21 protein-coding genes are annotated in these 26,411 nt (G+C 73.0%); 17 read left to right on the top strand and 4 right to left on the bottom strand.

The annotated features are described in order from the left end of the window. Positions 1 to 156: 156 nt before the first annotated feature. Complete coding sequence (locus ACZ53N_RS26605) at positions 157 to 1,353, top strand: MarP family serine protease (RefSeq protein WP_469143318.1); 1,197 nt, start codon at positions 157 to 159, stop codon at positions 1,351 to 1,353. Positions 1,354 to 1,553: 200 nt separating this feature from the next. On the opposite strand, the gene ACZ53N_RS26610 is transcribed toward ACZ53N_RS26605, so the two are convergent. Continuing rightward, complete coding sequence (locus ACZ53N_RS26610) at positions 1,554 to 3,593, bottom strand: MDR family MFS transporter (protein ID WP_469143319.1); 2,040 nt, start codon at positions 3,591 to 3,593, stop codon at positions 1,554 to 1,556. A 280-nt stretch (positions 3,594 to 3,873) separates the two neighbouring features. Here ACZ53N_RS26610 and ACZ53N_RS26615 point away from each other — a divergent pair, with 280 nt between their 5' ends. The 5 genes from ACZ53N_RS26615 to ACZ53N_RS26635 all read left to right on the top strand — a co-directional run bounded on the left by ACZ53N_RS26615 (position 3,874) and on the right by ACZ53N_RS26635 (position 8,785). Then, entirely contained in the window at positions 3,874 to 5,001 is a 1,128-nt protein-coding gene (locus ACZ53N_RS26615; RefSeq protein WP_469143320.1) for an energy-coupling factor ABC transporter permease, read from the top strand. Between the two features lies 1 nt (position 5,002). Then, positions 5,003 to 5,770 (top strand): cobalt ECF transporter T component CbiQ, encoded by a 768-nt coding sequence (gene cbiQ, locus ACZ53N_RS26620; protein ID WP_469143321.1) that lies wholly within the window; start codon positions 5,003 to 5,005, stop codon positions 5,768 to 5,770. Continuing rightward, on the top strand, positions 5,767 to 6,540 hold the full coding sequence (locus tag ACZ53N_RS26625; protein ID WP_469143322.1) for an energy-coupling factor ABC transporter ATP-binding protein: 774 nt from the start codon (positions 5,767 to 5,769) through the stop codon (positions 6,538 to 6,540). The genes cbiQ and ACZ53N_RS26625 overlap by 4 nt, the downstream gene beginning before the upstream one ends. Before the next feature lie 196 nt (positions 6,541 to 6,736). Next, the gene (locus tag ACZ53N_RS26630; protein ID WP_469143323.1) at positions 6,737 to 7,936 is read left to right on the top strand and encodes a serine hydrolase domain-containing protein; all 1,200 of its coding nucleotides are present in this window, start codon (positions 6,737 to 6,739) and stop codon (positions 7,934 to 7,936) included. Positions 7,937 to 7,999: 63 nt separating this feature from the next. After that, on the top strand, positions 8,000 to 8,785 hold the full coding sequence (locus ACZ53N_RS26635) for an SDR family NAD(P)-dependent oxidoreductase (protein WP_469143324.1): 786 nt from the start codon (positions 8,000 to 8,002) through the stop codon (positions 8,783 to 8,785). 26 nt (positions 8,786 to 8,811) lie between these two features. Here ACZ53N_RS26635 and ACZ53N_RS26640 read toward each other — a convergent pair whose 3' ends face one another. From ACZ53N_RS26640 to ACZ53N_RS26650, 3 genes are all read right to left on the bottom strand, one after another. Continuing rightward, on the bottom strand, positions 8,812 to 9,660 hold the full coding sequence (locus tag ACZ53N_RS26640; RefSeq protein WP_469143325.1) for an EamA family transporter: 849 nt from the start codon (positions 9,658 to 9,660) through the stop codon (positions 8,812 to 8,814). 250 nt (positions 9,661 to 9,910) lie between these two features. After that, positions 9,911 to 11,530 carry a penicillin-binding transpeptidase domain-containing protein gene (locus tag ACZ53N_RS26645; RefSeq protein ID WP_469143326.1) on the bottom strand — a complete coding sequence of 540 codons (1,620 nt, stop codon included), beginning with the start codon at positions 11,528 to 11,530 and terminating at the stop codon, positions 9,911 to 9,913. 159 nt (positions 11,531 to 11,689) lie between these two features. Then, entirely contained in the window at positions 11,690 to 13,453 is a 1,764-nt protein-coding gene (locus tag ACZ53N_RS26650) for a dolichyl-phosphate-mannose--protein mannosyltransferase (RefSeq protein ID WP_469143327.1), read from the bottom strand. 208 nt (positions 13,454 to 13,661) lie between these two features. Between ACZ53N_RS26650 and rsmI the strand changes: the two genes are divergently transcribed. The 11 genes from rsmI to ACZ53N_RS26705 all read left to right on the top strand — a co-directional run bounded on the left by rsmI (position 13,662) and on the right by ACZ53N_RS26705 (position 26,242). After that, positions 13,662 to 14,510: a 16S rRNA (cytidine(1402)-2'-O)-methyltransferase gene (gene rsmI, locus ACZ53N_RS26655; RefSeq protein ID WP_469143328.1), complete on the top strand. Its 849-nt coding sequence runs from the start codon at positions 13,662 to 13,664 to the stop codon at positions 14,508 to 14,510. Between the two features lie 194 nt (positions 14,511 to 14,704). After that, entirely contained in the window at positions 14,705 to 15,190 is a 486-nt protein-coding gene (locus ACZ53N_RS26660) for a hypothetical protein (RefSeq protein ID WP_469143329.1), read from the top strand. A gap of 32 nt (positions 15,191 to 15,222) precedes the next feature. Beyond that, complete coding sequence (locus ACZ53N_RS26665; RefSeq protein WP_469143330.1) at positions 15,223 to 16,143, top strand: TatD family hydrolase; 921 nt, start codon at positions 15,223 to 15,225, stop codon at positions 16,141 to 16,143. A 96-nt stretch (positions 16,144 to 16,239) separates the two neighbouring features. Next, on the top strand, positions 16,240 to 17,832 hold the full coding sequence (locus ACZ53N_RS26670) for a ubiquitin-like domain-containing protein (RefSeq protein WP_469143331.1): 1,593 nt from the start codon (positions 16,240 to 16,242) through the stop codon (positions 17,830 to 17,832). Then, on the top strand, positions 17,829 to 18,701 hold the full coding sequence (gene rsmA / locus ACZ53N_RS26675; protein WP_469143332.1) for a 16S rRNA (adenine(1518)-N(6)/adenine(1519)-N(6))-dimethyltransferase RsmA: 873 nt from the start codon (positions 17,829 to 17,831) through the stop codon (positions 18,699 to 18,701). Before ACZ53N_RS26670 ends, rsmA begins: the two co-directional genes overlap by 4 nt. Before the next feature lie 56 nt (positions 18,702 to 18,757). Further along, the gene (locus ACZ53N_RS26680) at positions 18,758 to 19,693 is read left to right on the top strand and encodes a 4-(cytidine 5'-diphospho)-2-C-methyl-D-erythritol kinase (RefSeq protein ID WP_469143333.1); all 936 of its coding nucleotides are present in this window, start codon (positions 18,758 to 18,760) and stop codon (positions 19,691 to 19,693) included. 124 nt (positions 19,694 to 19,817) lie between these two features. Next, positions 19,818 to 21,194: an acyltransferase family protein gene (locus ACZ53N_RS26685; RefSeq protein ID WP_469143334.1), complete on the top strand. Its 1,377-nt coding sequence runs from the start codon at positions 19,818 to 19,820 to the stop codon at positions 21,192 to 21,194. Next, positions 21,191 to 21,334, top strand: a complete 144-nt coding sequence (locus ACZ53N_RS26690) for a hypothetical protein (RefSeq protein ID WP_469143335.1) — start codon at positions 21,191 to 21,193, stop codon at positions 21,332 to 21,334. The genes ACZ53N_RS26685 and ACZ53N_RS26690 overlap by 4 nt, the downstream gene beginning before the upstream one ends. A gap of 59 nt (positions 21,335 to 21,393) precedes the next feature. Continuing rightward, positions 21,394 to 23,205, top strand: a complete 1,812-nt coding sequence (locus tag ACZ53N_RS26695; protein ID WP_469143336.1) for an ABC-F family ATP-binding cassette domain-containing protein — start codon at positions 21,394 to 21,396, stop codon at positions 23,203 to 23,205. A gap of 254 nt (positions 23,206 to 23,459) precedes the next feature. Continuing rightward, entirely contained in the window at positions 23,460 to 25,325 is a 1,866-nt protein-coding gene (locus ACZ53N_RS26700; RefSeq protein WP_469143337.1) for a hypothetical protein, read from the top strand. 236 nt (positions 25,326 to 25,561) lie between these two features. Next, a complete protein-coding gene (locus ACZ53N_RS26705) occupies positions 25,562 to 26,242 on the top strand; it encodes a response regulator transcription factor (protein ID WP_356449340.1) in 681 nt (226 codons plus the stop codon). Positions 26,243 to 26,411 lie beyond the last annotated feature (169 nt).

Genomic DNA, 26,411 nt, shown 5'->3' on the forward strand with positions numbered 1-26,411 from the left:
CGTTCATCGTTCGGTTCGCCCCATCGGGTCCACTCATCGGAGCCGGCATGTGGCGTACGCCACGAAAGGGAACCGTTGGTCCTTCTACGGGCGTTTTCCCCAGTCCATACCTGTGGGCGCGATCGGGGGGCGCGCGAGACGGAAGGGCTCCCCGCGTTGAACCTGCTCGATCTGCTTCTGTTGCTGGTCGTCGTCGGTTATGCCGTCTCCGGCTACCGGCGGGGCCTCGTCGCGAGCGCCGTACTGCTCGCCGGGTTCCTCGGCGGGGCGGTGCTCGGGGTCTGGGCGCTGCCGTACGCCCTGGAGCCCTTCGACGCCGGGACGTCGGCCGCGGCCGTCGTCGCCGTTGCGGTCGTCCTGCTCCTCGCGGCCGCGGGTCACGCGCTGGCCGGGCGGCTCGCCTGGCGGCTGCGCCGCCGACTGACCTGGGCACCGGTGCGCGGCGTCGACGGCATCGGCGGAGCGGCCGTCAACTCGCTGGCGGTGCTGCTGGTCGGCTGGGTGGCCGCGAGCGTGCTCGTCTCGGCGAACTCCGTGCTGCTGACCAAGGAGATAAAGGAATCCACGCTGCTCGGCGCGGTGCAGAAGTCGATGCCCGAGCAGGCGCCCACGTGGTTCAGCCGCACCACGGACGCGCTGGCCGGTGCGGGGTTCCCCCAGGTCTTCAACCCCTTCGAGAACGAGCCCGCGACGAGCGTCGCCAAGCCGTCCGGTGACGCGGTCACCGCGGCGGCGACCCGGGCGGCGCGGAGCAGTGTCGTCAAGGTCGAGGGCGTCGCCGACGTCGGCGACGGGCCGCGCGGCCAGGAGGGCAGCGGCTTCGTCTACGCCGCGCATCACGTGATGACCAACGCGCACGTGGTGGCCGGGGTGAGCGACCCGACCGTACGGGTGGGCGGAGTCGGGCGGGCGTACCGGGCGAAGGTCGTCCACTTCGACCCGAGGACCGATGTGGCCGTCCTCGACGTCCCCGGCCTGGACGCGCCCGCGCTGGCCTTCGACAAGGGCGCCGGGCGCGGTGACCCGGCGGTCGTCGCGGGCTTCCCCGAGAACGGCGGCCTCGACCTGCGGGCGGCCACCGTCGCCAACGAGGTCCGCGCCAAGGGCCAGGACATCTACGGCGACGGCGTCACCACCCGCACGGTCTACTCCGTCCGCTCCACGGTCCGCCCCGGCAACTCCGGCGGCCCACTGCTGACCCCCACCGGCAAGGTCTACGGCGTCGTCTTCGCCCGCTCCACGTCGAACTCCGAGACGGGCTACGTCCTGACCGCCGGTCAGGTGTCCCCGGCGGCGGCCGAGGCGGCTACGGCTACGGTTGCCGTTTCCACGGGGAGCCGTGCGGCGCTGTAGCCCTTGCCCGTGCGGGCCGTGGCGGGTGCACCTCCGCTGCGCGGCGGTGTCCTCAAGCGCCGGACGGGCTTGATCGGGCTGAGCTCAGCCACATCAAGCCCGTCCGGCGCTTGAGGACGCGCCCGAAGGGCGCCCGCCGCCGCAGGCGGCAAAGAACGGCCCGCAGGCGGCAAAGACGCCCCGCCGTCGAAGGCTGTCGGCTACACCGCCAGGTGTTCCCGTTCTTCCTCGTCCTCCTCCAGCAGCCGTTCCGCCATGTTGTTCAGCGCGCGGTCCAGGCGGGCGCGGTCGTCGGGGTCGGTGATGTCCCAGTCCTCCAGGCGGGAGTCGAGCCAGTGGCGCCAGGCCGCGCTCAGGCGTTCGATCTCCGCCTCGCCCGCTGGGGTCAGCGACAGGCGGTCGCCGTCCAGACGGGCGTAACCCGCCTCGGCCGTGCGGGCGAAGACCGGTTCCAGGACCTCCGGGGGCATCCGGTGGGCGGCGGCCATCGCGCTGAGGGACGCCCCGCCCAGGATGCGGTGGCGCCAGTGGATCTGGCCCAGCGTCCACGCGTCGGCGGGGGCGAGCGGGCTGCCGGACTCCGCGAGGATCTCCCGGCTGACCGGGCGGCCCTTGGCGTGGCTCATGACGCTCGCCACCGCGCGTTCCAACTGCTGGTCCGCCTCGGCCGAGGACGGCGCCGCGAAGGCCTCGCCCATGTCGGACGCCCCGGCCCGGGCACTGTCGCGCAGCGGCACCTCCTTGAGGAACCACGCCACCAGGAAGCCGACCAGCGCCACCGGCACGACCCACAGGAAGACGTAGTTGATCGTCTCCGCGTAGGCGTCGATGACGGGCCGCGCCTGTTCCGGCGAGAGCCGGGCGAGGTCCTGCGGGCTCTGCACCGCCGACGGCGGCACCCCGGGGGTGCGGAGGAGCGCGTCCTCCAGATTGGGCCGGAGCTGCTTGGTGTAGAGCGTGCCGAAGATGGCCGTGCCGAAGGCGCTGCCGAGCGTGCGGAAGAACGTCACGCCCGAGGTCGCCGTGCCCAGTTCGTGGTACGGCACCGTGTTCTGCACGGCGATCGTCAGCACCTGCATGGCCAGCCCGATGCCGGCGCCGAGCACGAACATGTGGAGCGACTCGAGCCATGAGCCCGTCGTCGCGCCCATCGTCGACATCAGATACAGCCCGAGGGCCATCACGGCCATGCCGACGATGGGGAAGACGCGATAGCGGCCGGTGCGGCTGATGGCGATGCCGGAGAGCAGGGAGGCGCCCAGCAGCCCCGCGACCATCGGCAGCGCCCGTACCCCCGACATGGTGGCCGACACCCCGTCCACGTACTGGAGATACGTCGGCAGATAGGTCAGCGCCCCGAGCATCGCGAAGCCCACGATGAAGCTGAGCACCGAGCAAATGGTGAAGACGGGGTTGCGGAAGAGATGCATGGGCAGCATCGGTTCCTTCGCCCGCCGCTCCACCAGGACGAACGCGACGAGCAGCGCGATCGCGCCCAGGAAGAGACCGATGATGACGGCCGAGCTCCACGCGTACTCGTTGCCGCCCCACTCCAGGCCGAGGACCAGACCGGAGGCGCCGAGGGCCACCAGGGCGATGCCCGCGTAGTCGATGACCGGCCGTACCGCCGAGCGGACGGCGGGGATCGTCCGGGCCGCCATGATCACCATGACGATCGCCACCGGCACGTTGACGTAGAAGCACCAGCGCCAGGTGGCCTGGTCGGTGAAGATCCCGCCGAGGGTCGGGCCGACGACGGTGGTCACACCGAAGACCGCACCGAGCGCGCCCTGGTACTTGCCGCGCTCGCGCAGCGGGATGACGTCCGCGATCAGCGCCATGGCGGTGACCATCAGCCCGCCGCCGCCGACGCCCTGGAGGGCGCGGGCGGCGATCAGCATGGGCATGGAGCCGGCGGCGCCGGCGAAGACCGAACCGCCCGTGAAGACCACCGCACTCAGCTGGAAGACGATCTTCCGCCCGAAGAGGTCGCCGAACTTGCCGACCAGCACCGTCGAGACCGTCTCGGCCAGCAGATAGGCGGTCACCACCCACGCCATGTGCCCGCCGCCGCCCAGATCCGCCACGATCGTCGGCAGCGCGGTGGAGACGATGGTCTGGTCGAGGGCGGCGAGCAGCATGCCGAGCACGATCGTGACGAAGACGAGATTCGTCCGGCGGCGGCTGAGCGCGGGCGGGGTCGCGGGTACCTCCGCCGCTGATGCGGTGGCCGTGGTCATGTGACGTACCTCCCGACCTCAGCATTTGGGGAGATGTCCGCTCTCGCCACCTTTGCTGCTGCGGGGGAGGGCCCGGCCGGGCGAGGGGCGTGCAGAAGCGGTGTGCACGCTCTTGCGAGCTATTCGCAGACGGCCCCTATCATCGGACGACTTCAGCGTGGTTCACGGCTGGACGAACCGGGCCCGACGGGCGGGCGTACCGGGCCGCCCGCCCGCGCTGTCCCGTGTCCTGACGACCCCGACGATCCGACCCGCACCATCCAGCAGAGCGGAGCCCCGCATGCACGTACCCGACGGATTCATCGACGCCCCCGTGTCCCTGGCGACCGGCGTCGTCGCCGCCGCGGCCGTCGCGGTCAGCCTGCGCGGCGCCCGGCGCGAACTCGGCGGCACCGCCCCCGCCGACGGCCTCGGCGGAGAGCGCACCGCGCCGCTCGCCGGGCTGGTCGCGGCCTTCGTCTTCGCCGTCCAGATGCTGAACTTCCCCGTCGCGGCGGGCACCAGCGGTCATCTGCTGGGCGGCGCGCTCGCCGCGATCCTCGTCGGACCGTTCACGGGGGTGCTCTGCATATCCGTGGTGCTGCTGATGCAGGCCGTGCTCTTCGCGGACGGCGGCCTCACCGCCCTCGGCGTCAACATCACCGACATGGCGGTCGTCACGACGCTCGTCGCGTACGGGCTGTTCCGGCTGCTGCTGGCGGCGCTGCCCCGTCGGCGGTCCTCCGTCACCGCCGCCTCCTTCGTGGCCGCGCTCGTGTCCGTACCGGCCGCGGCCTGCGCATTCACCCTGCTCTACGCCCTCGGCGGCACCACCGACGTGCCGATCGGCAAGGTCTTCACCGCGATGACCGGCGTGCACGTCCTGATCGGTATCGGCGAGGCAGTGATCACCGCCCTGACGGTCGGCGCCGTCCTCGCCGTACGGCCGGACCTCGTCCACGGCGCCCGGGGGCTCACCGCGCCGCTCCAACTGCGCACCTCGCCGCTGCGCCCCGGGACCGATGCCGCCGCCCCGGCGCCGGATGCCGCCCCGGTGCCCGCGCCCGGCACCACCCCGGCGCCCGTCACCGCCAAGCCCGCCCGCTCCACGCGCCGCTTCGCGCTCGCCGGGCTGCTCACCGCCCTCGCCCTCGCCGGCGTCGGCAGCTACTACGCCTCGGCCAGCCCCGACGGCCTGGAGAAGGTCGCCCACGACAAGGGCATCGACAGCAAGACCGAGGAGCACGCCGCCAAGGACTCCCCGCTCGCCGACTACCAGGTCGCGGACATCACCGACGGCCGGATCTCCGGCGGCCTCGCCGGGGTCATCGGCGTCGGTGCGACCCTCCTCGTGGGCACCGGCCTCACCTGGGTGGTGGTGCGCCGCCGCCGCGACCGGGCAGCGGCCGCCGCGAGCGAGGCCGTCTGACATGGGCGCCGGCCACACCCGTCACCAGCTCTACGTGCGCGGGCACTCGCCCGTGCACCGGCTGCCGCCGCACTGCAAGATCTCAGCCGTCCTCTGCTTCGTCCTGGTCGTCGTCGCGACCCCCCGCGAGGCCCTGTGGGCCTTCGCGGCGTACGCGGCCCTGCTCGCCGCCGTCGCCGCGACGGCCCGGGTGCGCCCGGGGATCCTGCTCCGGCGGCTGCTGATCGAGGTGCCGTTCGTGGCCTTCGCCGTGCTCATGCCCTTCGTGGCCGAGGGCGAACAGGTGCGGGTGCTGGGCCTCTCGCTCAGCGAGCCCGGCCTCTGGGGCGCCTGGAACATCCTCGCCAAGGGCACGCTCGGCGTCGCCGCCTCCGTGCTGCTCGCCGCCACGACCGAGCTGCGCGATCTGCTGCTCGGCCTCCAGCGGCTGCGGCTGCCCCCGCTGCTCGTCCAGATCGCGTCCTTCATGATCCGCTACGGGGACGTCATCACCGACGAGATGCGGCGCATGCGCGTCGCCCGCGAATCGCGCGGCTTCACCGCGCGCGGCGTACGCCACTGGGGGGTGCTCGCCAAGACCGCGGGGGCGCTGTTCATCCGCTCCTACGAGCGCGGGGAGCGCGTCCACCTGGCGATGCTCAGCCGTGGCTACACCGGCACCATGCCCATGATCGACGAGGTGCGGGCGACGCGTGCCCAGTGGACGTACGCCGCCGCGCTGCCGCTGGCCGCGCTCGCGGTCTGCCTGACCGGACGGACCCTGACATGACCGCTGCTTCCCTGCCTTCGCCGCCCTCCCTGGAGGTCTCCGGCCTCGCCTTCGCCTACCCCGACGGGCACCAGGCCCTCTTCGGCGTCGACCTGACGGTCGGCCGAGGAGAGCGCGTCGCCCTCCTCGGGCCCAACGGAGCCGGCAAGACCACGCTCGTCCTGCACCTCAACGGCATCCTCGGCGGCGGCGCGGGCACCGTGCGCGTGGCCGGGCTGCCGGTGGGCCGCGAGCACCTCGCCGAGATCCGCCGCCGGGTGGGCATCGTCTTCCAGGACCCCGACGACCAGCTCTTCATGCCGACCGTGCGCGAGGACGTCGCCTTCGGCCCCGCGGCGGCCGGGCTGCGCGGCGCCGAGCTGCACGCGCGCGTGCACGAGGCCCTGTCCCGGGTCGGCATGGAGGCCTTCGCCGACCGGCCCCCGCACCACCTCTCCTTCGGGCAGCGGCGGCGGGTGGCGGTGGCGACCGTCCTCGCCATGGAGCCCGAGATCCTCGTCCTGGACGAGCCCTCCTCCAACCTCGACCCGGCCTCCCGCCGGGAGCTCGCCGACATCCTGCGCTCCCTGGACGTCACCGTCCTGATGGTCACCCACGACCTGCCGTACGCCCTGGAGCTGTGCCCCCGCGCGGTGGTGCTCAGCGACGGCGTCATCACGGCGGACGGCACCACGCAGGAACTGCTCTGCGACGAGGAGCTGATGCGGGCCCACCGGCTGGAGCTGCCGTTCGGCTTCGACCCCCGGTCGGTGGTCGTCCCGGGCCGGTAGAGCTTCAGTGCCGTGTCCTCATTCGCCGGACGGGCCGGTCAGCCCGTCCGGCGATCGAGGACGAAACGGCGGGTGAGCCGCCAACCAGGATCAGCCGGACATGACGTTTCAGGGCCCCCGGCCCCAGCGCATTGACGACCGCGTTGCACCATGGTGGAGGGATTTGTAGCGATCGGCACAGTGGGAGCAGACAACAGTGGACGTCCAGGGCACGGTGGCGGACGGTTTTGAACCGGTCCGGGACGCCTTCGCGGGCAATTTCGCGCGGCGGGGCGAGCGCGGCGCCGCCGTGGTCGTCTACCGCGCCGGGCGCAAGGTCGTCGACCTGTGGGGCGGCGCCAAGAACGCCGACGGCCCCTCCGGCGAATCCTCCGGTGACGCGGCGGGTGAGCCCTGGACCCGGGACACCGCCCAGGTCGTACGCTCCGCCACCAAGGGTGTCGCCGCCGCCGTGCCGCTGCTGCTGCACCAGCGCGGGCTGGTCGACCTCGACGCGCCCGTCGGCACGTACTGGCCCGAGTTCAAGGCGGCCGGCAAGGAGCGGCTGCTCGTTCGCCATCTGCTCTCGCACCGCGCCGGGCTGCCCGTCCTGGACACCCCGCTCACCCCCGCCGAGGCCATCGACGGCGTCAGCGGCCCCCGCGCCCTCGCCGCGCAGGCGCCCGCCTGGGAGCCCGGCACCGCCCACGGCTATCACGCGCAGACCTACAGCTGGCTGCTCGGCGAGCTGGTCCTGCGGGTCACCGGGCGGTCCATCGGCCGCTGGGTCGCCGAGGAGATGGCCGGGCCCCTCGGCCTGGACCTGTGGATCGGGCTGCCGGAAGCCGAGCGGGGCCGGGTCGGCCGGATCGCCGACATCGCGCCCCCCGCCGAGCCCGCCACCCCGGGCCTGCGGATGCGCCCCAAGCGGTCCGTCTCCGACGCCTACAGCGACCCCGGCTCCCTGACCCGCCGCGCGTTCGGCGCGATCGACCCGCAGGCCGACGAGAACGACCCCGCCTACCGGGCCGCCGAACTCCCCGCCTCCGCGGGCATCGCCACCGCCGACGCCCTCGCCCGCTTCTACGCCTCGCTGATCGGCGACGTCGACGGAGCCCGACGGCTCTTCGCGCCCGCGACCCTCACCCTGGCCCGCACGGAGGAGTCCGCCGGGCCCGACAAGGTGCTCGTGGTGGGCACCCGCTTCGGCCTCGGCTACATGCTGCACGGACCGGCCTGCCCGCTGCTGGCCCCCGGCTCCTTCGGCCACCCCGGCCGCGGCGGCTCCCTCGCCTTCGCCGACCCCGAGTCGGGCACCGCCTTCGGCTACGTCACCAACGGCATGCAGAAGAACGTCACCGCCGACCCGCGCGCCCAGGCGCTCGTCAGGGCGCTCGGCAAGGTGCTCGCGGGCTGAGGGGCAGGCGGACCCGCCATTCCGGGGTGATTGCCGCCGCGCCGGCTGGGTATCGCTTGCGGCATGGCACTACGGTTCGACGGTTACGCGGTACTGATCACCGGCGCCGGGCGCGGCATCGGCGAGGCCACCGCGCGCCGCTTCGCCGACGAGGGCGCCCGGGTGCTCCTCACCGACCTCGACGGCGCGCGGGCCGAGCGGGCGGCCAAGGGGCTACGGGCGGCCGGCCTCGCCGCCGAGTGGCTCGCCTGTGACGTCGGCGACCGCACCGCCGTCGAGGCGGCCGTGGCCCAGGCGGCCGGGCTCTTCGGCCGGCTCGACGTCCTCGTCAACAACGCCCTGTCCTGCCACCCCGACGCGCCCCTCGTCGAGGACCAGCCGGACGACACCTGGTTCAAGGACCTCGACATCACCCTCACCGGCGCCTTCCGGTGCGTACGGGCCGCCATGCCGCACCTCGTCGCGGCCGGGGGACGCGGATCGGTCGTCAACATCGGCTCGGTCAACGGCGAACAGGACTTCGGCAACCACGCCTACAGCGCCGCCAAGGCCGGCCTGGCGAGCCTGACCCGCACCCTGGCCGGGCACAGCGCCGCCCGCGGCGTGCGCGTCAACCTCGTCGCACCCGGCACGGTCCGCACCCCCAACTGGTCGGGCCGGGAGGAGGCGTTGGAGCGGGCCGCCGGGCACTACCCGCTGGGCCGGGTCGGCCGGCCCGAGGACATCGCGGCCGCCGTCGCGTTCCTGGCCTCGCGCGACGCGTCGTGGATCACCGGGGTGACGCTGCCCGTCGACGGCGGGATCCTGATCTCGAACGACGGGCTGCGCGAGGCGCTGCGCGGCGGATGACGACGGCTCGCCTCCTTTCGCCGCCCTCACCCGAGCAGCATCAGCCCGATCCCCACCACCATCAGCCCCGCGGCGGCGATGCGCGGCGTACCGAACCGCTCCTTGAAGAACACCGCCCCGATGGCCGCGCCCACGATGATGGACGACTCGCGCAGCGCCGCGACGGGGGCGAGCGCCGCCCGGGTCTGGGCCCACACCACGAGCCCGTACGCGAAGAAGGACAACACCCCGCCGATGAGGCCGCGCACGACGTTCGGACGCACCTCGGCGAGGAGCCGGCCGCGGCGGGTGGCCAGCGCGTAGAGGGGGATCGGCAGCCCTTCGAGGACCATCAGCCAGGCGATGAAGCCCAGGGCCGTACCGGAGGCGCGGGCACCCAGGCCGTCGATGACCGTGTACGAGGCGATGGCCAGGCCCGTCGCGACCGCCGCGGTGATCGCGGCCCAGTGCGGCGGGGCGCCGGAGCCCCGGATGCCCCACAGCGCGAGGCCGACCAGCCCGGCGGAGGCCACCGCGACCCCGGCCAACTGCGGGGCGCCGGGGAGCTCAGCGGCGAAGACCGCCGCGAGGACGGTGACCACCAGCGGCGCGGTGCCGCGCGCGATCGGGTACATCTGGCCGAAGTCGCCGAGCGTGAACGACCGCATGAGCAGGGCCTGGTAGAGGACGTGCACGACCACGGAGGCGATCAGATACGGCCAGGCCCCGGCGGCGGGGGTCGCCACGAACGGCAGCATCACCAGCCCGCAGAGCGAACCGCCGCCGCCGACGAGCGTGAAGGCGACGAGCTTGTCCTTCATGCCGGCCGCGAGCGCGTTCCAACCGGCGTGCGTGAACGCGGCGGTGAGGACCGCCGCGGCTATGAGGGGGGTCATGCGCCAACGCTAACGTCCGGCGGATCATGGGCGAGCACCACCGCTGCGCGGCGGTGTCCTCAAACGCCGGACGGGCTTCTGTGCTGTGTCCTCAAGCGCCGGACGGGCTGGTTGGCTGAGCTCAGCCGAATCAAGCCCGTCCGGCGATTGAGGACGCGCCCGCAGGGCGCCCGCCGCCGCAGGCGGCAAGACGGGCCCGCAGGTAGCAACGACGCGCCGTAGCCATCCGCCCGCCGCCGCCGAGGCAATGTCACCCCGCCCGCAGGACCGCCGCCACGATCGGGCCCGCCGAGTCGCCGCCGTGGCCGCCCTGGGGGACGACGGCCGCGGCCGCCACGTCGCCCCGGTAGGCGGTGAACCAGCCGTTGGGCTGTGTCTGGTTGTCGACCTCGGCCGAGCCCGTCTTGGCGCCGACGTCACCGCCGAGGCCGGCCATGGCCCGCGCGCCCGTGCCCGAGAGCGCGGTGAGCCGCATCATCGAGCGCAGGTCCCGCGCGACCGGGGCCGGCAGGGAGCGGGGCGCCCGGGCGAGTTCCCGGTCGTCCACCGACGGGGCCACGAGGTAGGGCTGGTGGAACGATCCGGTCCGCACGGTCGCGGCGACGGAGGCCATGTTGAGCGGACTCATCTGCACCCGCCCCTGCCCGATCATCGCCGCGGCCTTGCCCGCCCCGCCGTCGGCGGGCACGCTGCCGTCGAAGCTGCCGATGCCGGTCTTCCACTCCAGGCCGAGCCCGAAGACGTCCCGGGCCTCGGCGGCGAGCGCGCCGTCGGGGATGTCGTCGGCGAGCGAGATGAAGGCGGTGTTGCAGGAGGCCGCGAAGTCCTGCGCGAAGGTCGCCTTGGGGTTCTCGCTCTCCTCCACGTTGTGGAACCGCGCGCCGTACGTGGCGTACTTGGGGCACGGCAGCGGCTTGCCCGGCGCGGCCTTGCCCTGCTCCAGCAGCGTCGCCGCCGTGACGACCTTCATCGTGGAGCCGGGCGCGGTCTGCCCCTGGAGCGCCGGATTGAACTCGGTCTTCTTGGAGTTGGCGACCGCCAGGATCTCGCCCGTGCTCGGCTTCACGGCGACCACCGACGCGTCGGCGTGCTTGGCCACGGCGGCCTCGGCGGCCCGCTGCGCGTCCGCGTCCAGCGTCGTGCGCAACGTCCCCGGCTTGCCCTTGGAGACCACGTGCAGGGTCCGGGCGCCGGGGCCGTCGGCCGGGCCCCCGGCCCGTACCTCGACCGCCGGCTCACCGCCCGCCTTCTCCCCGAAGCGCTTGCGCAGTTGCGGCAGCACGGGGGCGAGCGAGGGGTGGTCCTTGGGGTCCAGCACCTCACCGTCCCGGTCGAGGGTGGTGACCTGCGGGGCCTGGACGGCATCCGTCCTGAGCGTCCCACCGGTCCGCAGCTCCGGGTGGACCACCGTGGGCTGCCAGTCGACCAGGGCCTTCCCACTGGTCCTGCCCCGGACGACGTCGAGCGAGGACGCGTACTTCCACGTCGAGTGCTGCTTCCCGTACGCGATCTCGGCGGTGACCGTGAACGGCACCTTCGCGCCCGTCGCCGCGCCCGGCTCCAGCGTCACCTTCTCGACGTGGGCGCTCTCGCGGTATCCGGTCAACGCGGCCGACGCGGCGGACGCGTTGTCGGTGAGGGTGGCGGCGTGCTCGGTGTCGCCCGCCGCCCACGCCGCGAGGAAGTCGTGGGCGGCCTTGTCGATCTCGTCCCCGGTCGGCGGCCCGGTGCGCACGGGCGCGGCCTCGCTCTTCGTCCCCGTGCCGTCCGCGACCGCGTCGACCAGGTTGTACGCGCCCAGCCCCGCTGCCCCCACCATCGCGACGGCCACCCCGCCCACCGCGATCTTCGCGCCCTTGCGCATGTCCATCCCCCTCCGGGCCCCCGCCCAGTTCCCCGGCGTTTTAATCAGTCGATCAAAACGTCTGTATCGGAACTCTACGGGACGGGAGTGACGCATGGAGTGATGTGGCCGGAAGCGGCTGTTGGGGCGTCGAGGGGATGCGTCAGATCCAGCCGAGGGGGTGCGTCAGATCCAGGTGTCGAACCACATCCGGTTGCGCCACGCGTCCAACGGGATCGCCTGGCCGGTGTAGAGGGGGAAGAAGTAGACGAAGTTCCAGGCGATCAGCAGCACCAGAGTTCCCGCGCCGACCGCGCCCGCGATCCGCCGCCGCTCGGAGGAACCGGGCGGCCCCAGCAGCGCCCCGATCATCATCGCCACCGCCAGGCACAGGAACGGCACGAACACCACCGCGTAGAACACGAAGATCGTCCGCTCCTGCCACATGAACCACGGCAGATAACCCGCGGCGACCGCGCACAGCACCGCGCCCGCCCGCCAGTCCCGCCGGAAGGCCCACCGGTAGAGCAGATACACCACCGCGAAGCAGGCCGCCCACCACAGCAGCGGGGTGCCCAGCGCGAGCACCTCCCGCGCGCACTTGTCCGCCGCGTCGGCCGGGCAGCCGTCCTCGCCCGGCTTGGGGGACTCGTAGAAGTACGACACCGGGCGGGACTGGACCAGCCAGCTCCATGGGTTGGACTGGTACGTGTGCGGCGACGAGAGGTTCGTGTTGAAGTCCCACACGTCGTTCTCGTACTTCCACAGGCTGCGCAGCGGGTTGAGGATCCCCGCGAGGAAGCCGTCCGGGCTGTGGCCGCCCTCGGTCTCCGCCCAGTGCCGGAGATAGCCGCTGTGCTGCCAGCCGCCCTCCTTGGTGTACGTACCGCTTTTGGCGAACCAGCCGGTCCAGGACGCGAGATAGACGCCGAGGGCCACCGGCACGGTCGACAGGAACGCCCACGGCACATCACGCCGCAGCGTGGCGAGGTGCGGCCGCCGGGCACCGGCCAGCCGGCGCGCGCCGAGGTCCCACAGGACGACCAGCAGCCCGAACGCCGCCAGATACACCGCGCCGTTCCACTTCGTGGCGAACGCGAGGCCCAGGAAGACCCCGGCAGCGATCCGCCACGGCCGCAGGCCCAGCCGGAGCCGATCGCCGACCTCGGCGTCCGGCCGCGCGACGCCGCCCTCGTCGACCGGCAACGCCGCCGCCAGCCGGGCCCGGGCCTTGTCCCGGTCCACCAGCACACAGCCGAATGCCGCCAGCACGAAGAACATCAGCACCGAGTCGAGGAGCGCGGTGCGGCTCATCACGAAGTGCAGACCGTCCACGGCGAGCAGGGCGCCCGCGAGGCAGCCGAGGAAGGTGGAGCGGAACATCCGCCGTCCGATGCGGCACAGCATCAGCACCGACAGGGTGCCGAGCAGCGCGACCATGAACCGCCAGCCGTAGGGGGTGAGACCGTGCAGCCACTCGCCGATCCCGATGACCCACTTGCCGACCGGCGGGTGCACCACGAAGGTGGGGGTGTCGGCGATCTCGGTGCTGCCCTTGAGGATCGCCTCATTGGCGCCGTTGTCGGGCCACTTGGCCTCGTAGCCGTGCTGCCACAGCGTCCAGGCGTCCTTGGCGTAGTACGTCTCGTCGAATATCACGTCCCTCGGGCTGCCCAGGTGCCAGAACCGGAGGAGCCCCGCGAACAGGGCGACCAGCAGCGGGCCGGCCCAGCCCATGGCGCGCGCCGGCACCAGCGCCGCCGCCGGGCGCACCCCCAGCGCCCCCCACAGCCGGACACCGGGCTCGGGGTACGGCGGCACCAGCCGCTCCCGCACGTCCGGCTCGGGGCGTCCCGCATACCCGAACCGCCGCAGCCTGCGCTGCCACGGGGGCGGCTGCCCGTCTGCCCTCTGGCCCTGCCGGCCTCGCGTCGCGGTGTCACTGGTCACCGCGCCATCGTAGGGAACCCGCCTGTGCGAGTCCTTACGGCCGCGCGGCACCCCCTGCGGCGAGCCTCCCCGGCAGGGGCGCCCGGGCGTGCGGGGAGCGGACTTCGGTGCCGGCGAGCGCCCGGGTGGCCCGCCGCCTCGGCACGTGGAGCGTGCCCCCGCCCCCGGGCCGCGGCCGGTCGGTGCCGCACCCTGCGAGGATGGGAGCGTGACTGGAACGCTCGTACTCGCAGGTACCCCCATCGGTGACGTCGCCGACGCGCCCCCACGGCTGGCCACCGAGCTGCTCGCCGCCGAGGTGATCGCCGCCGAGGACACCCGGCGGCTGCGCCGGCTCACGCAGGCCATGGGGGTGTACACCACCGGCCGCGTCGTGTCGTACTTCGAGGGCAACGAGACCGCCCGTACGCCCGAGCTGGTCGAGGCGCTGCTGGGCGGGGCGCGGGTGCTGCTGGTGACCGACGCCGGGATGCCGTCCGTCTCCGACCCCGGCTACCGACTGGTCGCCGCCGCCGTCGAGCACGACATCAAGGTGACGGCCGTGCCGGGGCCGTCCGCCGTGCTCACCGCGCTGGCGGTATCCGGACTGCCGGTGGACCGCTTCTGCTTCGAGGGGTTCCTGCCGCGCAAGGCCGGTGAGCGGCTCGGGCGGCTACGGGACGTCGCGGACGAGCGGCGCACGCTCGTGTACTTCGAGGCCCCGCACCGGCTGGACGACACGCTGGCCGCCATGGCCGAGGTGCTCGGCGAGGAGCGCCGGGCCGCCGTCTGCCGGGAGCTGACCAAGACGTACGAGGAGGTCAAGCGCGGTCCGCTCAAGGAGCTGGCCGAGTGGGCCGCCGAGGGTGTCCGCGGTGAGATCACCATCGTGGTCGAGGGAGCGCCCGAGCCCGGGCCGCAGGACCTCGACCCCGCCGAGCTGGTCCGCCGGGTGCGGGTCAGGGAGGAGGCGGGGGAGCGCCGCAAGGAGGCCATCTCGGCCGTTGCGGCCGAAGTGGGGCTACCCAAGCGCGAGGTCTTCGATGCGGTCGTAGCGGCGAAAAACGCGGCAAAGTAGGGCGCTTCAGAAGGTAATAGGGTTATCGTGAAAGGCAAAGCTTAGGCATGGCAGCCTGGCGCTTCGGATATGAAGCCGCCAAGTTTGGCCCAATTCGAGGCCCGGACTGCTGCGCCGTCGCCGCGATGGGCGTTCCCTGGACAGCGGGACGTCCTGTCCCGGAGAGACTTGTCCAGCGGACAAGAGGAGCTGCCATGAGCGAGACCGCGGGTACCTCGAGCGGTGTACAGCCGATAGACCGACCCGGCACGCTGGCCGGACCGCGCACCCCCCGGCCGGGGCCCGAAACGGGCGAGGTCGGGCACGAGTCCTACGCCTTCGCGTGCATGCGCTGCGCGCACGGCTGGGAGCAGTCGTACGAGATCGCGCACCACACCGACGCGGAGGGCCGGGCGTACGTCACCTACTACGCGGACGGCGAGCGCGTCCCCTCCCCGCTGACCCGCCCGACCTGCGCGAATTGCGGCGGCCATGTCGTGCGCATCATGCGGTCCGGCCAGGTGACCCAGGTCGCCGACGCGCTGCACATGCCCACCGGCTCGGTGGTGGCCACCGCCGGGCCCTTCCCCGCTCGGGCGGACACCCGTGACACCGGCGCCGAGCCACGCCACCGCGACGCGAACGGGTCCCGGAGTCACTGGCACCTCGCGGACCTGCTGAAGCCCTTCCACCGGAAGTGAGACCGGCCCAGGGCGATCCTTAGAATCGCGTCATGGCGGCAACAGCATCGAACAGCGGCACGACCGGCGGCGAGCGGAAGAAGAACGACGACAAGGACGTTCCCCCGCCCCTCCCGGCGCCCCTGAACGTGCCGGTCGCCGACTCGCACACCCACCTGGACATGCAGAGCGGTTCCGTCGATGAGGCGCTGGCCAAGGCCGCGTCCGTCGGCGTGACCACGGTGATCCAGGTGGGGTGCGACCTGGCCGGATCCCGCTGGGCGGCCGAGACCGCCGCCGCGCACGACGCCGTCTGGGCCACCGTGGCCCTGCACCCCAACGAAGCCCCCCGCATCGTCCTCGGCGACCCCGACGGCTGGTCGCGGCAGGGCGAGCGCGCACCCGGCGGCGACGCCGCCCTGGACGCCGCCCTCGCCGAGATCGACGCGCTGGCCGCGCTGCCGCACGTCCGCGGCGTCGGCGAGACCGGCCTCGACTACTTCCGCACCGGCCCCGAGGGCATGGCCGCCCAGGAGCGGTCCTTCCGGCGCCACATCGACATCGCCAAGCGGCACGGAAAAGCCCTGGTCATCCACGACCGCGAGGCGCACGACGACGTGCTGCGGGTGCTGGAGGAGGAGGGCGCGCCCGACAGGGTCGTCTTCCACTGCTACTCCGGCGACGCCGAGATGGCCAAGATCTGCGCCGCCGCGGGCTACTACATGTCCTTCGCGGGCAACATCACCTTCAAGAACGCCCAGCCGCTGCGCGACGCCCTCGCCGTCGCCCCGTCCGACCTGGTGCTCGTCGAGACGGACGCGCCCTTCCTGACCCCGATGCCGTATCGCGGACGGCCCAACGCGCCTTACCTCATTCCGGTCACCTTGCGGGCGATGGCCGAAATCAAGGGGGTCCACGAGGACGCTCTGGCCACGGCGGTCGCCGCGAATACCGCACGCGCCTTCGGCTATTAACCCTCACGGCGCGACACAGTGTGACTATGCGACTTTGGAGAGTGAGGGACACTCCGCTACAGTCCCGGCCCGATAGCTCGGACCCAGTGGAGTGTCGTGAGTCATGCACAGGGCAGCCCCCGCGCTGCACACCGCGGGGCGGCCGAAACGCCGACGTACGAGCGGTACGCGCCTTACGAGCCGCAGCCCCCTTACGAGCCGCAGACCGCGTACGAACCGCAGGTCCCGTATGAGCCGTACGGGACCTACTGCCCCGAGCCCCGCGAACCCGAGTCCTACGGTCCCGGTGCCTACGGGCCGCAGTCCTACGCGTCGTCCCACGGATCCCAGGCCTACGGCTTGGGCGACCCCTACAGCGCGTACGAGTCCTACGAGCCCTACCTGCCCCGGCAGTCCGCCTCCCCGGACGCCTACGCGAGCCCGGCGGCCCCCGACGGCCCGGACGCCCGCTACGACCTGACCCCCGCCGCGCCCCCGGACCCCGCGCCGCCCGCCGCACCCCACGAGCAGCCCCCCGGCGCCTTCGGGCCGCCGCTCCCGCCCGAGGACCCCGCGCCCCGCCCCAACCCCGGGCGGCGCAAGAGATCCGGCGACCGCCCCGACCGGCTGCGCCGCCTCGTCCCGCAGGCCCTCGTCGTGGCCTTCCTCGCCGGCGGCACGTCCTCCTTCATCGCCAGCGACAAGACCGTCAAGCTCAGCGTCGACGGCACCCCCCGCACCCTGCACACCTTCGCCGACGACGTCGAGGAACTCCTCGCCGACGAGCACATGAGCGTCGGCGAGCACGACATCGTCGCCCCCGGCCCGCACCACGACCTCGCCGCGGGCGACGAGATCGTCGTCCGGTACGGCCGCCTCCTCGCCCTCACCCTCGACGGCGAGCACCGCCAGGTGTGGACCACCGCCCGGACCGTCGACGGCGCCCTGCGCCAGCTCGGCGTGCGCGCCGAGGGCGCCTATCTGTCCGCCTCCCGCTCCGCCGCCATCTCCCGCCAGGGTCTCGACCTCGATGTGCGCACCGAGCGGACCGTCACCTTCATGGCCGACGGGCACGAGCGCACCATCCGCACCAACGCGGCCACCGTCCACGAGGCCATCGAACAGGCGGGCATCACCCTGCGCGGCCAGGACACCACCTCCGTCGACCCCGACAGCTTCCCCCGCGAGGGCCAGACGATCTCCGTCATGCGCATCACCGGCAGCCAGGAGGTCCGCGACTTCCCCATCGACTTCACCACCGAACGCCGCGAAGACCCCACCCTCCACAAGGGCACCGAGGTCGTCGCGCAGCGCGGCGAGAAGGGCGTCGAACGCGTCACCTACGCCCTGCGGACCGTCAACGGCGTCCGGCAGAAGCCGAAGCGGATCGGCTCGGAGATCGTCCGGCAGCCCCGCACCGAGATCGTGAAGGTCGGCACCAAGGCGGCTCCCGCCACCGTGCGGGGCGCGGACGGCCTGAACTGGTCCGGACTCGCCCAGTGCGAGGCCGGCGGCCGGCCGAACGCGGTCGACCCCTCGGGCACCTACGGGGGCCTCTACCAGTTCGACGTCCGCACCTGGCAGGGGCTCGGCGGCAGCGGCCGGCCCCAGGACGCACCCGCCTCCGAGCAGACCTACCGGGCCAAGAAGCTGTACGTGAGCCGGGGCGCGAGCCCGTGGCCACATTGCGGCCGTAAACTTCACGGGTGAGTTCCAGCCCCAGCACAGACGAGTCCGGCGCCCTGCTCGGCCCCGCCGACATCCGCGAGCTGGCCGCAGCCTTGGGGGTACGCCCCACCAAGCAGCGCGGCCAGAACTTCGTGATCGACGCCAACACGGTCCGGCGCATCGTACGGACCGCCGAGGTGCGGCCCGACGACGTCGTCGTCGAGGTCGGACCCGGGCTCGGGTCACTGACCCTGGCCCTGCTGGAGGCCGCCGACCGGGTCACGGCCGTGGAGATCGACGACGTGCTCGCCGCCGCCCTCCCCGCCACCATCGCCGCGCGCATGCCCGCCCGCGCCGACCGCTTCGAGCTCGTGCACAGCGACGCCATGCGCGTCACCGAGCTCCCGGGCCCCCCGCCCACCGCGCTCGTCGCCAACCTGCCGTACAACGTCGCCGTGCCCGTCCTGCTGCACATGCTGGAGCGGTTCCCCACCATCGAGCGCACGCTGGTGATGGTCCAGTCCGAGGTCGCCGACCGGCTCGCCGCCCGGCCCGGCAACAAGGTCTACGGCGTGCCCTCGGTCAAGGCCAACTGGTACGCCGAGGTCAAGCGCGCCGGAGCCATCGGCCGCAACGTCTTCTGGCCCGCCCCGAACGTCGACTCCGGCCTCGTCTCCCTCGTCCGCCGGTCGAAGCCGATCGAGACGTCGGCCACCCGCGAAGAGGTCTTCGCCGTCGTCGACGCGGCCTTCGCCCAGCGCCGCAAGACCCTGCGCGCCGCCCTCGCCGGCTGGGCGGGCTCCGCCCCCGCCGCCGAAGCCGCGCTGGTCGCCGCCGGAATCTCCCCGCAGGAGCGCGGCGAGTCGCTGACGGTGGAGGAGTTCGTGGCCATCGCGGAGAACAAGCAGTAGCGACACCGCACCGCCAGGCAAGCCGCCACCCGTACGAGCCGAGGAGCCCGCACCCCGTGACCGCGTCCGTCACCGTCCGCGTACCCGCCAAGGTCAACGTCCAGCTCGCGGTCGGCGGGCTGCGCCCCGACGGCTTCCACGACCTGGCCAACGTCTTCCTGGCCGTCGGCCTGTACGACGAGATCACGGTGACCCCCGCCGACGAACTGCGCGTCACCTGCACCGGCTCCGACGCCGGCCAGGTGCCGCTGGACCGCACCAACCTCGCCGCCCGTGCCGCCCTGGCCCTGGCCGAGCGGCACGGACGCGACGGACGCGGCGGGGGTGTTCACATCCACATCGACAAGGACATCCCGGTGGCCGGCGGCATGGCCGGCGGCAGCGCGGACGGCGCGGGCGCGCTGCTCGCCTGCGACGCCCTGTGGGGCACCGGCGCCTCCCGCGAGGAACTGCTGGAGATCTGCGCGGAGCTGGGCAGCGACGTGCCGTTCAGCCTCGTCGGCGGGGCCGCGCTCGGGCGCGGCAGGGGCGAGCTGCTCACCCCGCTCGAGGTCGGGGGCACCTTCCACTGGGTCTTCGCCGTCGCGGACGGGGGGCTGTCCACCCCGGCCGTCTACGCCGAGTGCGACCGGCTGCGCGAGGCCTCCGGTACGGGCGCGAGTGCGGCGGACGTCCCCGACCCGGAGGCGTCGGCGGCCCTGCTGGAGGCGCTGCGCACCGGGGACGCGACCGCCCTGGCGGCCGCCGTGTCGAACGACCTCCAGGCCGCCGCCGTCTCACTGCGGCCGTCGCTGGCCGCGACGCTGGCCGCCGGCACCGAAGCGGGCGCACTGGCCGCGATGGTCTCCGGATCCGGCCCGACGACCGCCTTCCTGGTGACCGACGAGGCGGAGGCGGTGAAGGTGGCGGACGCGCTGCGCGCCTCCGGCACGTGCCGGTCGGTCCGCGTGACATCAGGCCCGGCGGCGGGTGCGACGGTCCTGCGGGGCTGAGGAGTTTCCGGGGCTCCGCCCCGGACCCCGGTCCTCAAACGCCGGACGGGCTGGGGAAGTACTCAGCACCACATGAGTACCCCCGCCCTGGTGCCCGCCCGCCGCCGTGCGCAAGGGTTCGCCCATGCCCTCGAACACCCGCGTACGCGACCTCGCCGCCGCGACACCCACGACGCGCGACCGCTACATCGACCTGCTCCGCGTCGCCTCCCTCGGCACCGTCGTCCTCGGCCACTGGCTGATGGCGGCGGTGACCGTCGACACCGACGGCGGCGCGAAGGTCGGCAACCTGCTCGCCGTGGAGCCGGGGCTGCAACTGCTGACCTGGGTCCTCCAGATCATGCCGGTGTTCTTCTTCGTCGGCGGCTTCTCGCACGCCCTCTCCTACCGGTCCCTCGCCCGCAAAGCCGACGGCCCCGCCTACGCCGCCTTCCTACGGGCCCGGCTGCAGCGCCTGCTCCGACCCACCATGGTCTTCATAGCGGTGTGGGGCGCGGGCGCCCTCGCCGTGCAACTCCTCGGCGGCGACGGGCCGCTCACCGCCGTCGCGGCCCGGCTCGTCGCCCAGCCGCTGTGGTTCATCGGCATCTACCTGGCGATGGTCGCGTTCACCCCGCCGCTGCTGCGGCTCCACGAGCGGTACGGCTGGGGCGCGTTCGCCGCCCTCGTCGCCGCGGCGGCCGGCGTCGACGGGCTGCGCTTCGCCGCCGGCGTCCCGTTCGTGGAGTTCCTGAACTTCGCCTTCGTCTGGCTCGCCGTCCACCAGCTCGGGTTCCTGCGGGCCGACGGCCGTCTGAGCACCCCAGCGGTCCCGGCCGCGCTGGCCGTCGCCGGCCTCGCCTCGGCCGCCGCGCTGGTGGCGTTCGGCCCGTACCCGCTGTCCATGGTCGGCATGCCCGGCGAGAAGATCAGCAACATGTCGCCGCCCACCGCCGCCCTGCTCTGCCACGGCATATGGCTGGTCGGCGCCGTCGAGCTGCTGCGCGGACCCGGCACGCGGCTCGTGACCCGGCCGCGCGTGTGGCGGGGTGTGATCGCCGCGAACGGGGTCGCGATGACCGCGTTCCTGTGGCACCTCACCGCGATGCTCGGGGTGTACGGGGCGCTGCTCGCCCTCGATGTGCCGCTGCCCGTCCCGGCGAGCGCCGCCTGGTGGGCGCAGGCCCCGCTCCGGATCGCGGCCGCCGCTATCGTCACGGCGGTGCTGGTGGCCGTCTTCCGCACGGTGGAACAGCCCGCGGCCAAGCCCGCCCCCAAGCCGGCCGGTGCCAAGCCCGCTACCGCCCGTCCCGCCCGCCGGATCTCCGGGCCCGTCGCCGCCCTCGGCGTCACCCTCGCCCTCTTCGGCGTCCTCGGCCTGTCCATGGTCGGCTTCGGCGGACTTCTGGAAGGCCACACGGCCATGCTCGTCGCCGTGCGCGTCACCGCCCCCGCCGCCGTCGTCATGGCCGCAGCCGGCTGGCTCCTGGTGGAGGCGGCGGCGCCCCGCCGCGCGCGATGACGGTGAAGGCGGCCTTCGTCACCGTCCTCGGCCCGCTGCCCGGAACCCTCGGCGCGGCCTGGGCCCTGACCCTGGCCGCCACCCTGATCCCCACGTGGGCGGCCCTGCGGGCCCGCCCGGTGGAGGCCGCCGGAGTCTGAGTCCGGGGCCGCGGCCGGGCGTGGGATCCTGGAGGCAGTCCCCTGGAGCAAGGAGTGGAATGGCAGCCAACCTGGTCAATCTGGAAGCCGTCGACAAGGTGTACGGCACCCGTGCGCTGCTCGACGGCATCTCCCTCGGCGTCAGCGAGGGCGACCGGATCGGCGTGGTCGGCCGCAACGGCGACGGCAAGACCACGCTCATCCGCATCCTCGCCAAGCTGGAGACGGCGGACAAGGGGCGCGTCACCCACTCCGGTGGCCTGCGCCTCGGCGTCCTCACCCAGCACGACTCCCTCGACCCCGCCGCCACCGTGCGGCACGAGGTCATCGGCGACCTCGCCGACCACGAGTGGGCGGGCAGCGCCAAGATCCGCGACGTGCTGACCGGCCTGTTCGGCGGCCTCGACCTGCCGGGCTTCCCGCAGGGGCTCGACACGGTCATCGGCCCGCTCTCCGGCGGCGAGCGCCGCCGCATCGCGCTGGCCAAGCTGCTCATCGCCGAGCAGGACATGATCGTCCTCGACGAGCCCACCAACCACCTCGACGTCGAGGGCATCTCCTGGCTCGCCGCCCACCTGCGGGCCCGCCGCTCCGCGCTCGTCGTGGTCACCCACGACCGCTGGTTCCTCGACCAGGTCGCCACCCGCATGTGGGACGTCCAGCGCGGCGAGGTCCACGAGTACGAGGGCGGCTACAGCGACTACGTCTTCGCCCGGGCCGAGCGGGAGCGGATCGCCGCCACCGAGGAGGCCAAGCGGCAGAACCTGATGCGCAAGGAGCTCGCCTGGCTGCGGCGCGGCGCCCCCGCCCGCACCAGCAAGCCGCGCTTCCGCATCGAGGCCGCCAACGAGCTGATCGCCGACGTGCCGCCGCCCCGCGACACCGCGGAGCTGATGAAGTTCGCGAACTCCCGGCTCGGCAAGACCGTCTTCGACCTGGAGAACGTGACCGTCCAGGCCGGTCCCAAGGTCCTCATCCAGCACCTCACCTGGCAGCTGGGCCCCGGCGACCGCATCGGCCTCGTCGGCGTCAACGGCGCGGGCAAGACCTCCCTGCTGCGCACGCTCGCCGAAGCCGCCCGTACGGGCGGCGAGAAGCAGCCCGCGTCCGGCAAGGTCGCGGTCGGCAAGACCGTCAAGCTGGCCTACCTCTCCCAGGAGGTCGCCGAACTCGACCCCACCAAGCGGGTGCTGGAAGCCGTCCAGCAGGTCCGCGACCGCGTCGACCTCGGCAAGGGCCGGGAGATGACGGCCGGGCAGCTCTGCGAGAAGTTCGGCTTCACCAAGGAGAAGCAGTGGACGCCCGTCGGCGACCTCTCCGGCGGTGAGCGCCGACGCCTGCAGATCCTGCGGCTGCTGATGGACGAGCCCAACGTCCTCTTCCTCGACGAGCCCACCAACGACCTCGACATCGAGACGCTGACGCAGTTGGAGGACCTCCTCGACGGGTGGCCCGGCTCGATGGTCGTCATCAGCCACGACCGGTACTTCATCGAGCGCACCACCGACAAGGTCTTCGCCCTGCTCGGTGACGCCGCCCTGCGGATGCTGCCGCGCGGCCTGGACGAATACCTGGAGCGCCGTCAGCAGGTCATCGACGCCTCGGTGCCCGCCGTCGCCGTCGCCGCGACCGAAGCGGCCGCAGCCAAGCAGAAGTCGGCCGGGGACGCCCGCGCGGCGAAGAAGGAGCTCCAGAAGATCGAGCGCCGTCTCGACCGCATCAGCGAGCAGGAGGGCAAGCTCCACGCGCAGATCGCCGAGCAGGCCACCGACTTCGAGCGCGTCGCCAAGCTCGACGCCGAGCTCCGCGAACTCGCCGGTGAGCGCGACGAGCTGGAGATGCGTTGGCTGGAACTGGCCGATGATGCGTAACGGCCGGGACGCGAGGTACGGCGCAACAGCCGCGCCGTAAGGCGGCAACAGTCTCGTCACGGGCCGGTCTCAGCTGGTGGATACCGCTGGAATCGGCCCGTGTGCCGTCCGTACCGGGTGATACAAAGAACACCCGCTCGCCTGCCGTTGACCTGTGGGATTTCTACCCGATTCGCTCCTTCCCGGTGATTTTCGGACACCGGGATCGCGGGGGAGACCGGTCGGGTCATGCGCCCACGTAAAGAGGAAAGCTGATGTCACAGCCGCCGCAGCCGCCCAACCAGCCGCCACAGGGCCCGCCGCCCGGCTTCGGGGCCGCCCCCGGCGGCTTCTCCCCTCAGCCGCCCCGGAGCGGGCCGGAGCAGCCCGCGTACGGCTACCCCCAGTCGCCGCCCCCGCCCCCGGGCGCGCCGCAGGGTCCGCCGCCCCCGCCCCCGGCCGCCCCCCAGGGCCCGCCCCCGCCCCCGGGTGCACCGCAGACGCCGCCGCCCCCGCCGGGCGGCTACGGCTACCCCGGCCCCGCGGGACCGGGCGCGCAGGGCCCGCAGGACTTCCCCACCCAGGCGTTCGGCGCCGCGCAGCCACCGCAGTTCGGCGCGCCGTCACAGCCGTACGCCACGCAGCCGCAGTTCGGCGCCTACCCACCGCCGGCCCAGTACCCCGGCACCCCGGGCGGCGGCCCCTCCGGCGGCGGCTCCAAGAAGCGCATGGCGGTCATCGTCGCCGCCGTGGCGGCGCTGGTCCTCGTCGCCGGCGGCGGCGTCTGGTTCCTCACCAAGGGTGACGGCAAGGACGACGAGGCCAAGAGCGAGACCGGCAAGAGCCAGGGCGGTACCGGCGAGCAGGACGGCGGCGGAGGCGGCGGCAAGGCGCCGCAGACCATCGACGGCAAGCTGCTCTTCAGCGTCGAGCAGCCCAAGGTCGACGACCTCGTCAACGTCAAGGGCATGTGGGTCACCGACAAGGTCTTCGCCAAGGCCGACGTCTACAAGGTCGTCGGTTACGGCCTGTCCGGCGGCCAGAAGTGGGAGATCCCGCTCGACGGCGAGATCTGCTGGTCCTCCCAGCACGTCACGGCCGACGGCAAGACCGCGGTCCTCGTCAAGGACGCCAAGCCCAGCGCCGAGAAGAAGTACGGCGGCCAGTGCACCCAGGTCGTCGCCCTCGACCTGAACAACGGCAAGAAGCTCTGGCAGGAGTCCGCCAAGGTCGCCGACCAGGACGTCCGCTTCGAGGAGGTCACCGTCGGCGGCGGCACCGTCGCCGCGGGTGGCACCAGCGGCGGCGCCGCCTGGTCGCTCGACGGCGGCAAGTCCCTGTGGAAGCCCAAGGCGGGCGAGGACTGCAAGGACGACGGCTACGGCGGCGGTGGCGACAAGCTCGTCGCGGTGCGCCGCTGCGGCGACTACAAGCGCCCGCAGATGAAGGTCCAGACCCTCAACCCGAAGACGGGCGCCATCACGTCCGAGTACAAGGTCCCCGAGGGCATCTCCTACGTCCACGTGGTGTCCACCGACCCGCTGGTCATCGGGCTCGACGCGGGCGGCTCCACGGGCAGCGGCGCCTCGGACCTCATGGCGATCGACGACAGCGCCAAGGACGGCAGGATGCGGTCCAAGATCTCCACGGGCAACGGCAAGTTCCAGATCAAGTGCCCCTCGACCGACGTCGAGGGCTGCACCAAGGTCGCCGTCGGCAAGGACGCCGTCTACATGCCGTCCGAGGAGCACCAGAGCGGCAACACCCAGAACCCGGGCCGGCTGAACGACATCGTCGCCTTCGACCTGGCCACCGGCCAGTCCAAGGGCAAGACCGAGGGCCTCCCGAACTCCGAGCTGCTTCCCCTGTCGGTGGACAAGGACGGCTACGTCATCGGCTACCAGTCGCCCACCTACCGGGACGGCGGCGCGGTCGTCCGCATCGACCCGAAGACGTTCAAGAAGGACGTCCTGCTGAAGAACCCGCTCTCCTCGGCCGCGGCCGAGCGCTCGCTCTCGCCCTCCTACCAGCAGGCGCTGTACGCCCAGGGGCGGCTCTACCTGGGTGACGGCTTCGCCGACAAGCCGAGCAAGTACAGCACGGACAAGGAGTACTTGACGCTCGTCTTCGGCGGCAGCTGACCCCACCGGGCGAGCCGAATCTGATCATTTCGGCGAACGCTCACGCCCCATCCCTGCCCATCGCGTGTACATGCCTGAACGATCCGTTTCAGTCGCGAAGTACACGTGATTGGCAGGGATTTCGGCATTCCGGGGGACTTCTCACGGGTAAAGGGCGCGCGACGTCGAACAAGCGTGTAGCTTCCGGGGGCAAGAGGGAGCCCAGGAGACGTACGCGGGCGACAGGGGGGACGCGCATGGGCGTGCGGCTCATGGTGGTCGACGACCACCGTCTGCTGGCTGAGGCGCTCGCCTCGGCACTGAAGTTGCGCGGGCACCGGGTGCTCGCCGCGGCCGCGCCGAGCGCGGGCGCGGCCGACCTGGTGGTCAGCCGTGCCCCCGAGGTGTGCCTGATGGGCACCGCCACCCCCGCCGAACCGGGCGCCTTCGACCCGGTCGTCCGGATCAAGCGGGACCGCCCCCAAGTCGCCGTCGTCGTCCTCGGACCCGTGCCGAGCCCGCTCGGCATCGCCGCCGCCTTCGCCGCCGGAGCCTCCGGCTACGTCCGGCACAACGAGCGCATCGAAGGCGTCGAACGCGCCATGATCAAGGCCCGCGCCGGGGAGGCCGCGGTCGACCCGCAGCTGCTCCAGGGCGCCTTCGCCGAACTGCTCAACCCGGCCGCCCAGCCCGATGACGAGGGCGCCCGGCTGCTCCAACTGCTGACCCCGCGCGAGGTCGAGGTGCTGGTGCGGGTCGCCGAGGGCGAGGACACCCGGCTGATCGCGGCGGGAATGGGGATAGCGCCCAGCACCGCGCGTACGCATGTGCAGCGCGTCCTGATGAAGCTGGGCGTCGGCTCCCGGCTGGAGGCGGCGGCCCTCGCGGCCCGCACGGGCCTTCTGGACCGTGCCGGTGGCTTGGCAGCGGGCCGCTAGGCCGTGCTCTTCCGCACCACTGCTGCGCGGCGGTGTTCTCAAGCTCCCCCAGCTACCGCTGGGAGGTGCCCCCAACGGGCTGGTTTCGGCTGAGCTCAGCCGAAACCAGCCCGTCCGGCGTTTGAGGACACCGCCGCGCAGCGGTGGTGCGCATCGTGATCCGCCGGAC

It is taken from the genome of Streptomyces sp. NPDC033229, assembly GCF_055576875.1.

What these genes read in the sequence shown, in the direction of transcription:
- ACZ53N_RS26610 (WP_469143319.1), bottom strand. Translation starts at nt 3,593, where the DNA reads ATGACCACGGCCACCGCATCAGCGGCGGAGGTACCCGCGACCCCGCCC.
- ACZ53N_RS26615 (WP_469143320.1), top strand. Translation starts at nt 3,874, where the DNA reads ATGCACGTACCCGACGGATTCATCGACGCCCCCGTGTCCCTGGCGACC.
- cbiQ (WP_469143321.1), top strand. Translation starts at nt 5,003, where the DNA reads ATGGGCGCCGGCCACACCCGTCACCAGCTCTACGTGCGCGGGCACTCG.
- ACZ53N_RS26625 (WP_469143322.1), top strand. Translation starts at nt 5,767, where the DNA reads ATGACCGCTGCTTCCCTGCCTTCGCCGCCCTCCCTGGAGGTCTCCGGC.
- ACZ53N_RS26635 (WP_469143324.1), top strand. Translation starts at nt 8,000, where the DNA reads ATGGCACTACGGTTCGACGGTTACGCGGTACTGATCACCGGCGCCGGG.
- ACZ53N_RS26640 (WP_469143325.1), bottom strand. Translation starts at nt 9,660, where the DNA reads ATGACCCCCCTCATAGCCGCGGCGGTCCTCACCGCCGCGTTCACGCAC.
- ACZ53N_RS26645 (WP_469143326.1), bottom strand. Translation starts at nt 11,530, where the DNA reads ATGGACATGCGCAAGGGCGCGAAGATCGCGGTGGGCGGGGTGGCCGTC.
- ACZ53N_RS26660 (WP_469143329.1), top strand. Translation starts at nt 14,705, where the DNA reads ATGAGCGAGACCGCGGGTACCTCGAGCGGTGTACAGCCGATAGACCGA.
- ACZ53N_RS26665 (WP_469143330.1), top strand. Translation starts at nt 15,223, where the DNA reads ATGGCGGCAACAGCATCGAACAGCGGCACGACCGGCGGCGAGCGGAAG.
- ACZ53N_RS26685 (WP_469143334.1), top strand. Translation starts at nt 19,818, where the DNA reads ATGCCCTCGAACACCCGCGTACGCGACCTCGCCGCCGCGACACCCACG.
- ACZ53N_RS26690 (WP_469143335.1), top strand. Translation starts at nt 21,191, where the DNA reads ATGACGGTGAAGGCGGCCTTCGTCACCGTCCTCGGCCCGCTGCCCGGA.
- ACZ53N_RS26695 (WP_469143336.1), top strand. Translation starts at nt 21,394, where the DNA reads ATGGCAGCCAACCTGGTCAATCTGGAAGCCGTCGACAAGGTGTACGGC.
- ACZ53N_RS26700 (WP_469143337.1), top strand. Translation starts at nt 23,460, where the DNA reads ATGTCACAGCCGCCGCAGCCGCCCAACCAGCCGCCACAGGGCCCGCCG.
- ACZ53N_RS26705 (WP_356449340.1), top strand. Translation starts at nt 25,562, where the DNA reads ATGGGCGTGCGGCTCATGGTGGTCGACGACCACCGTCTGCTGGCTGAG.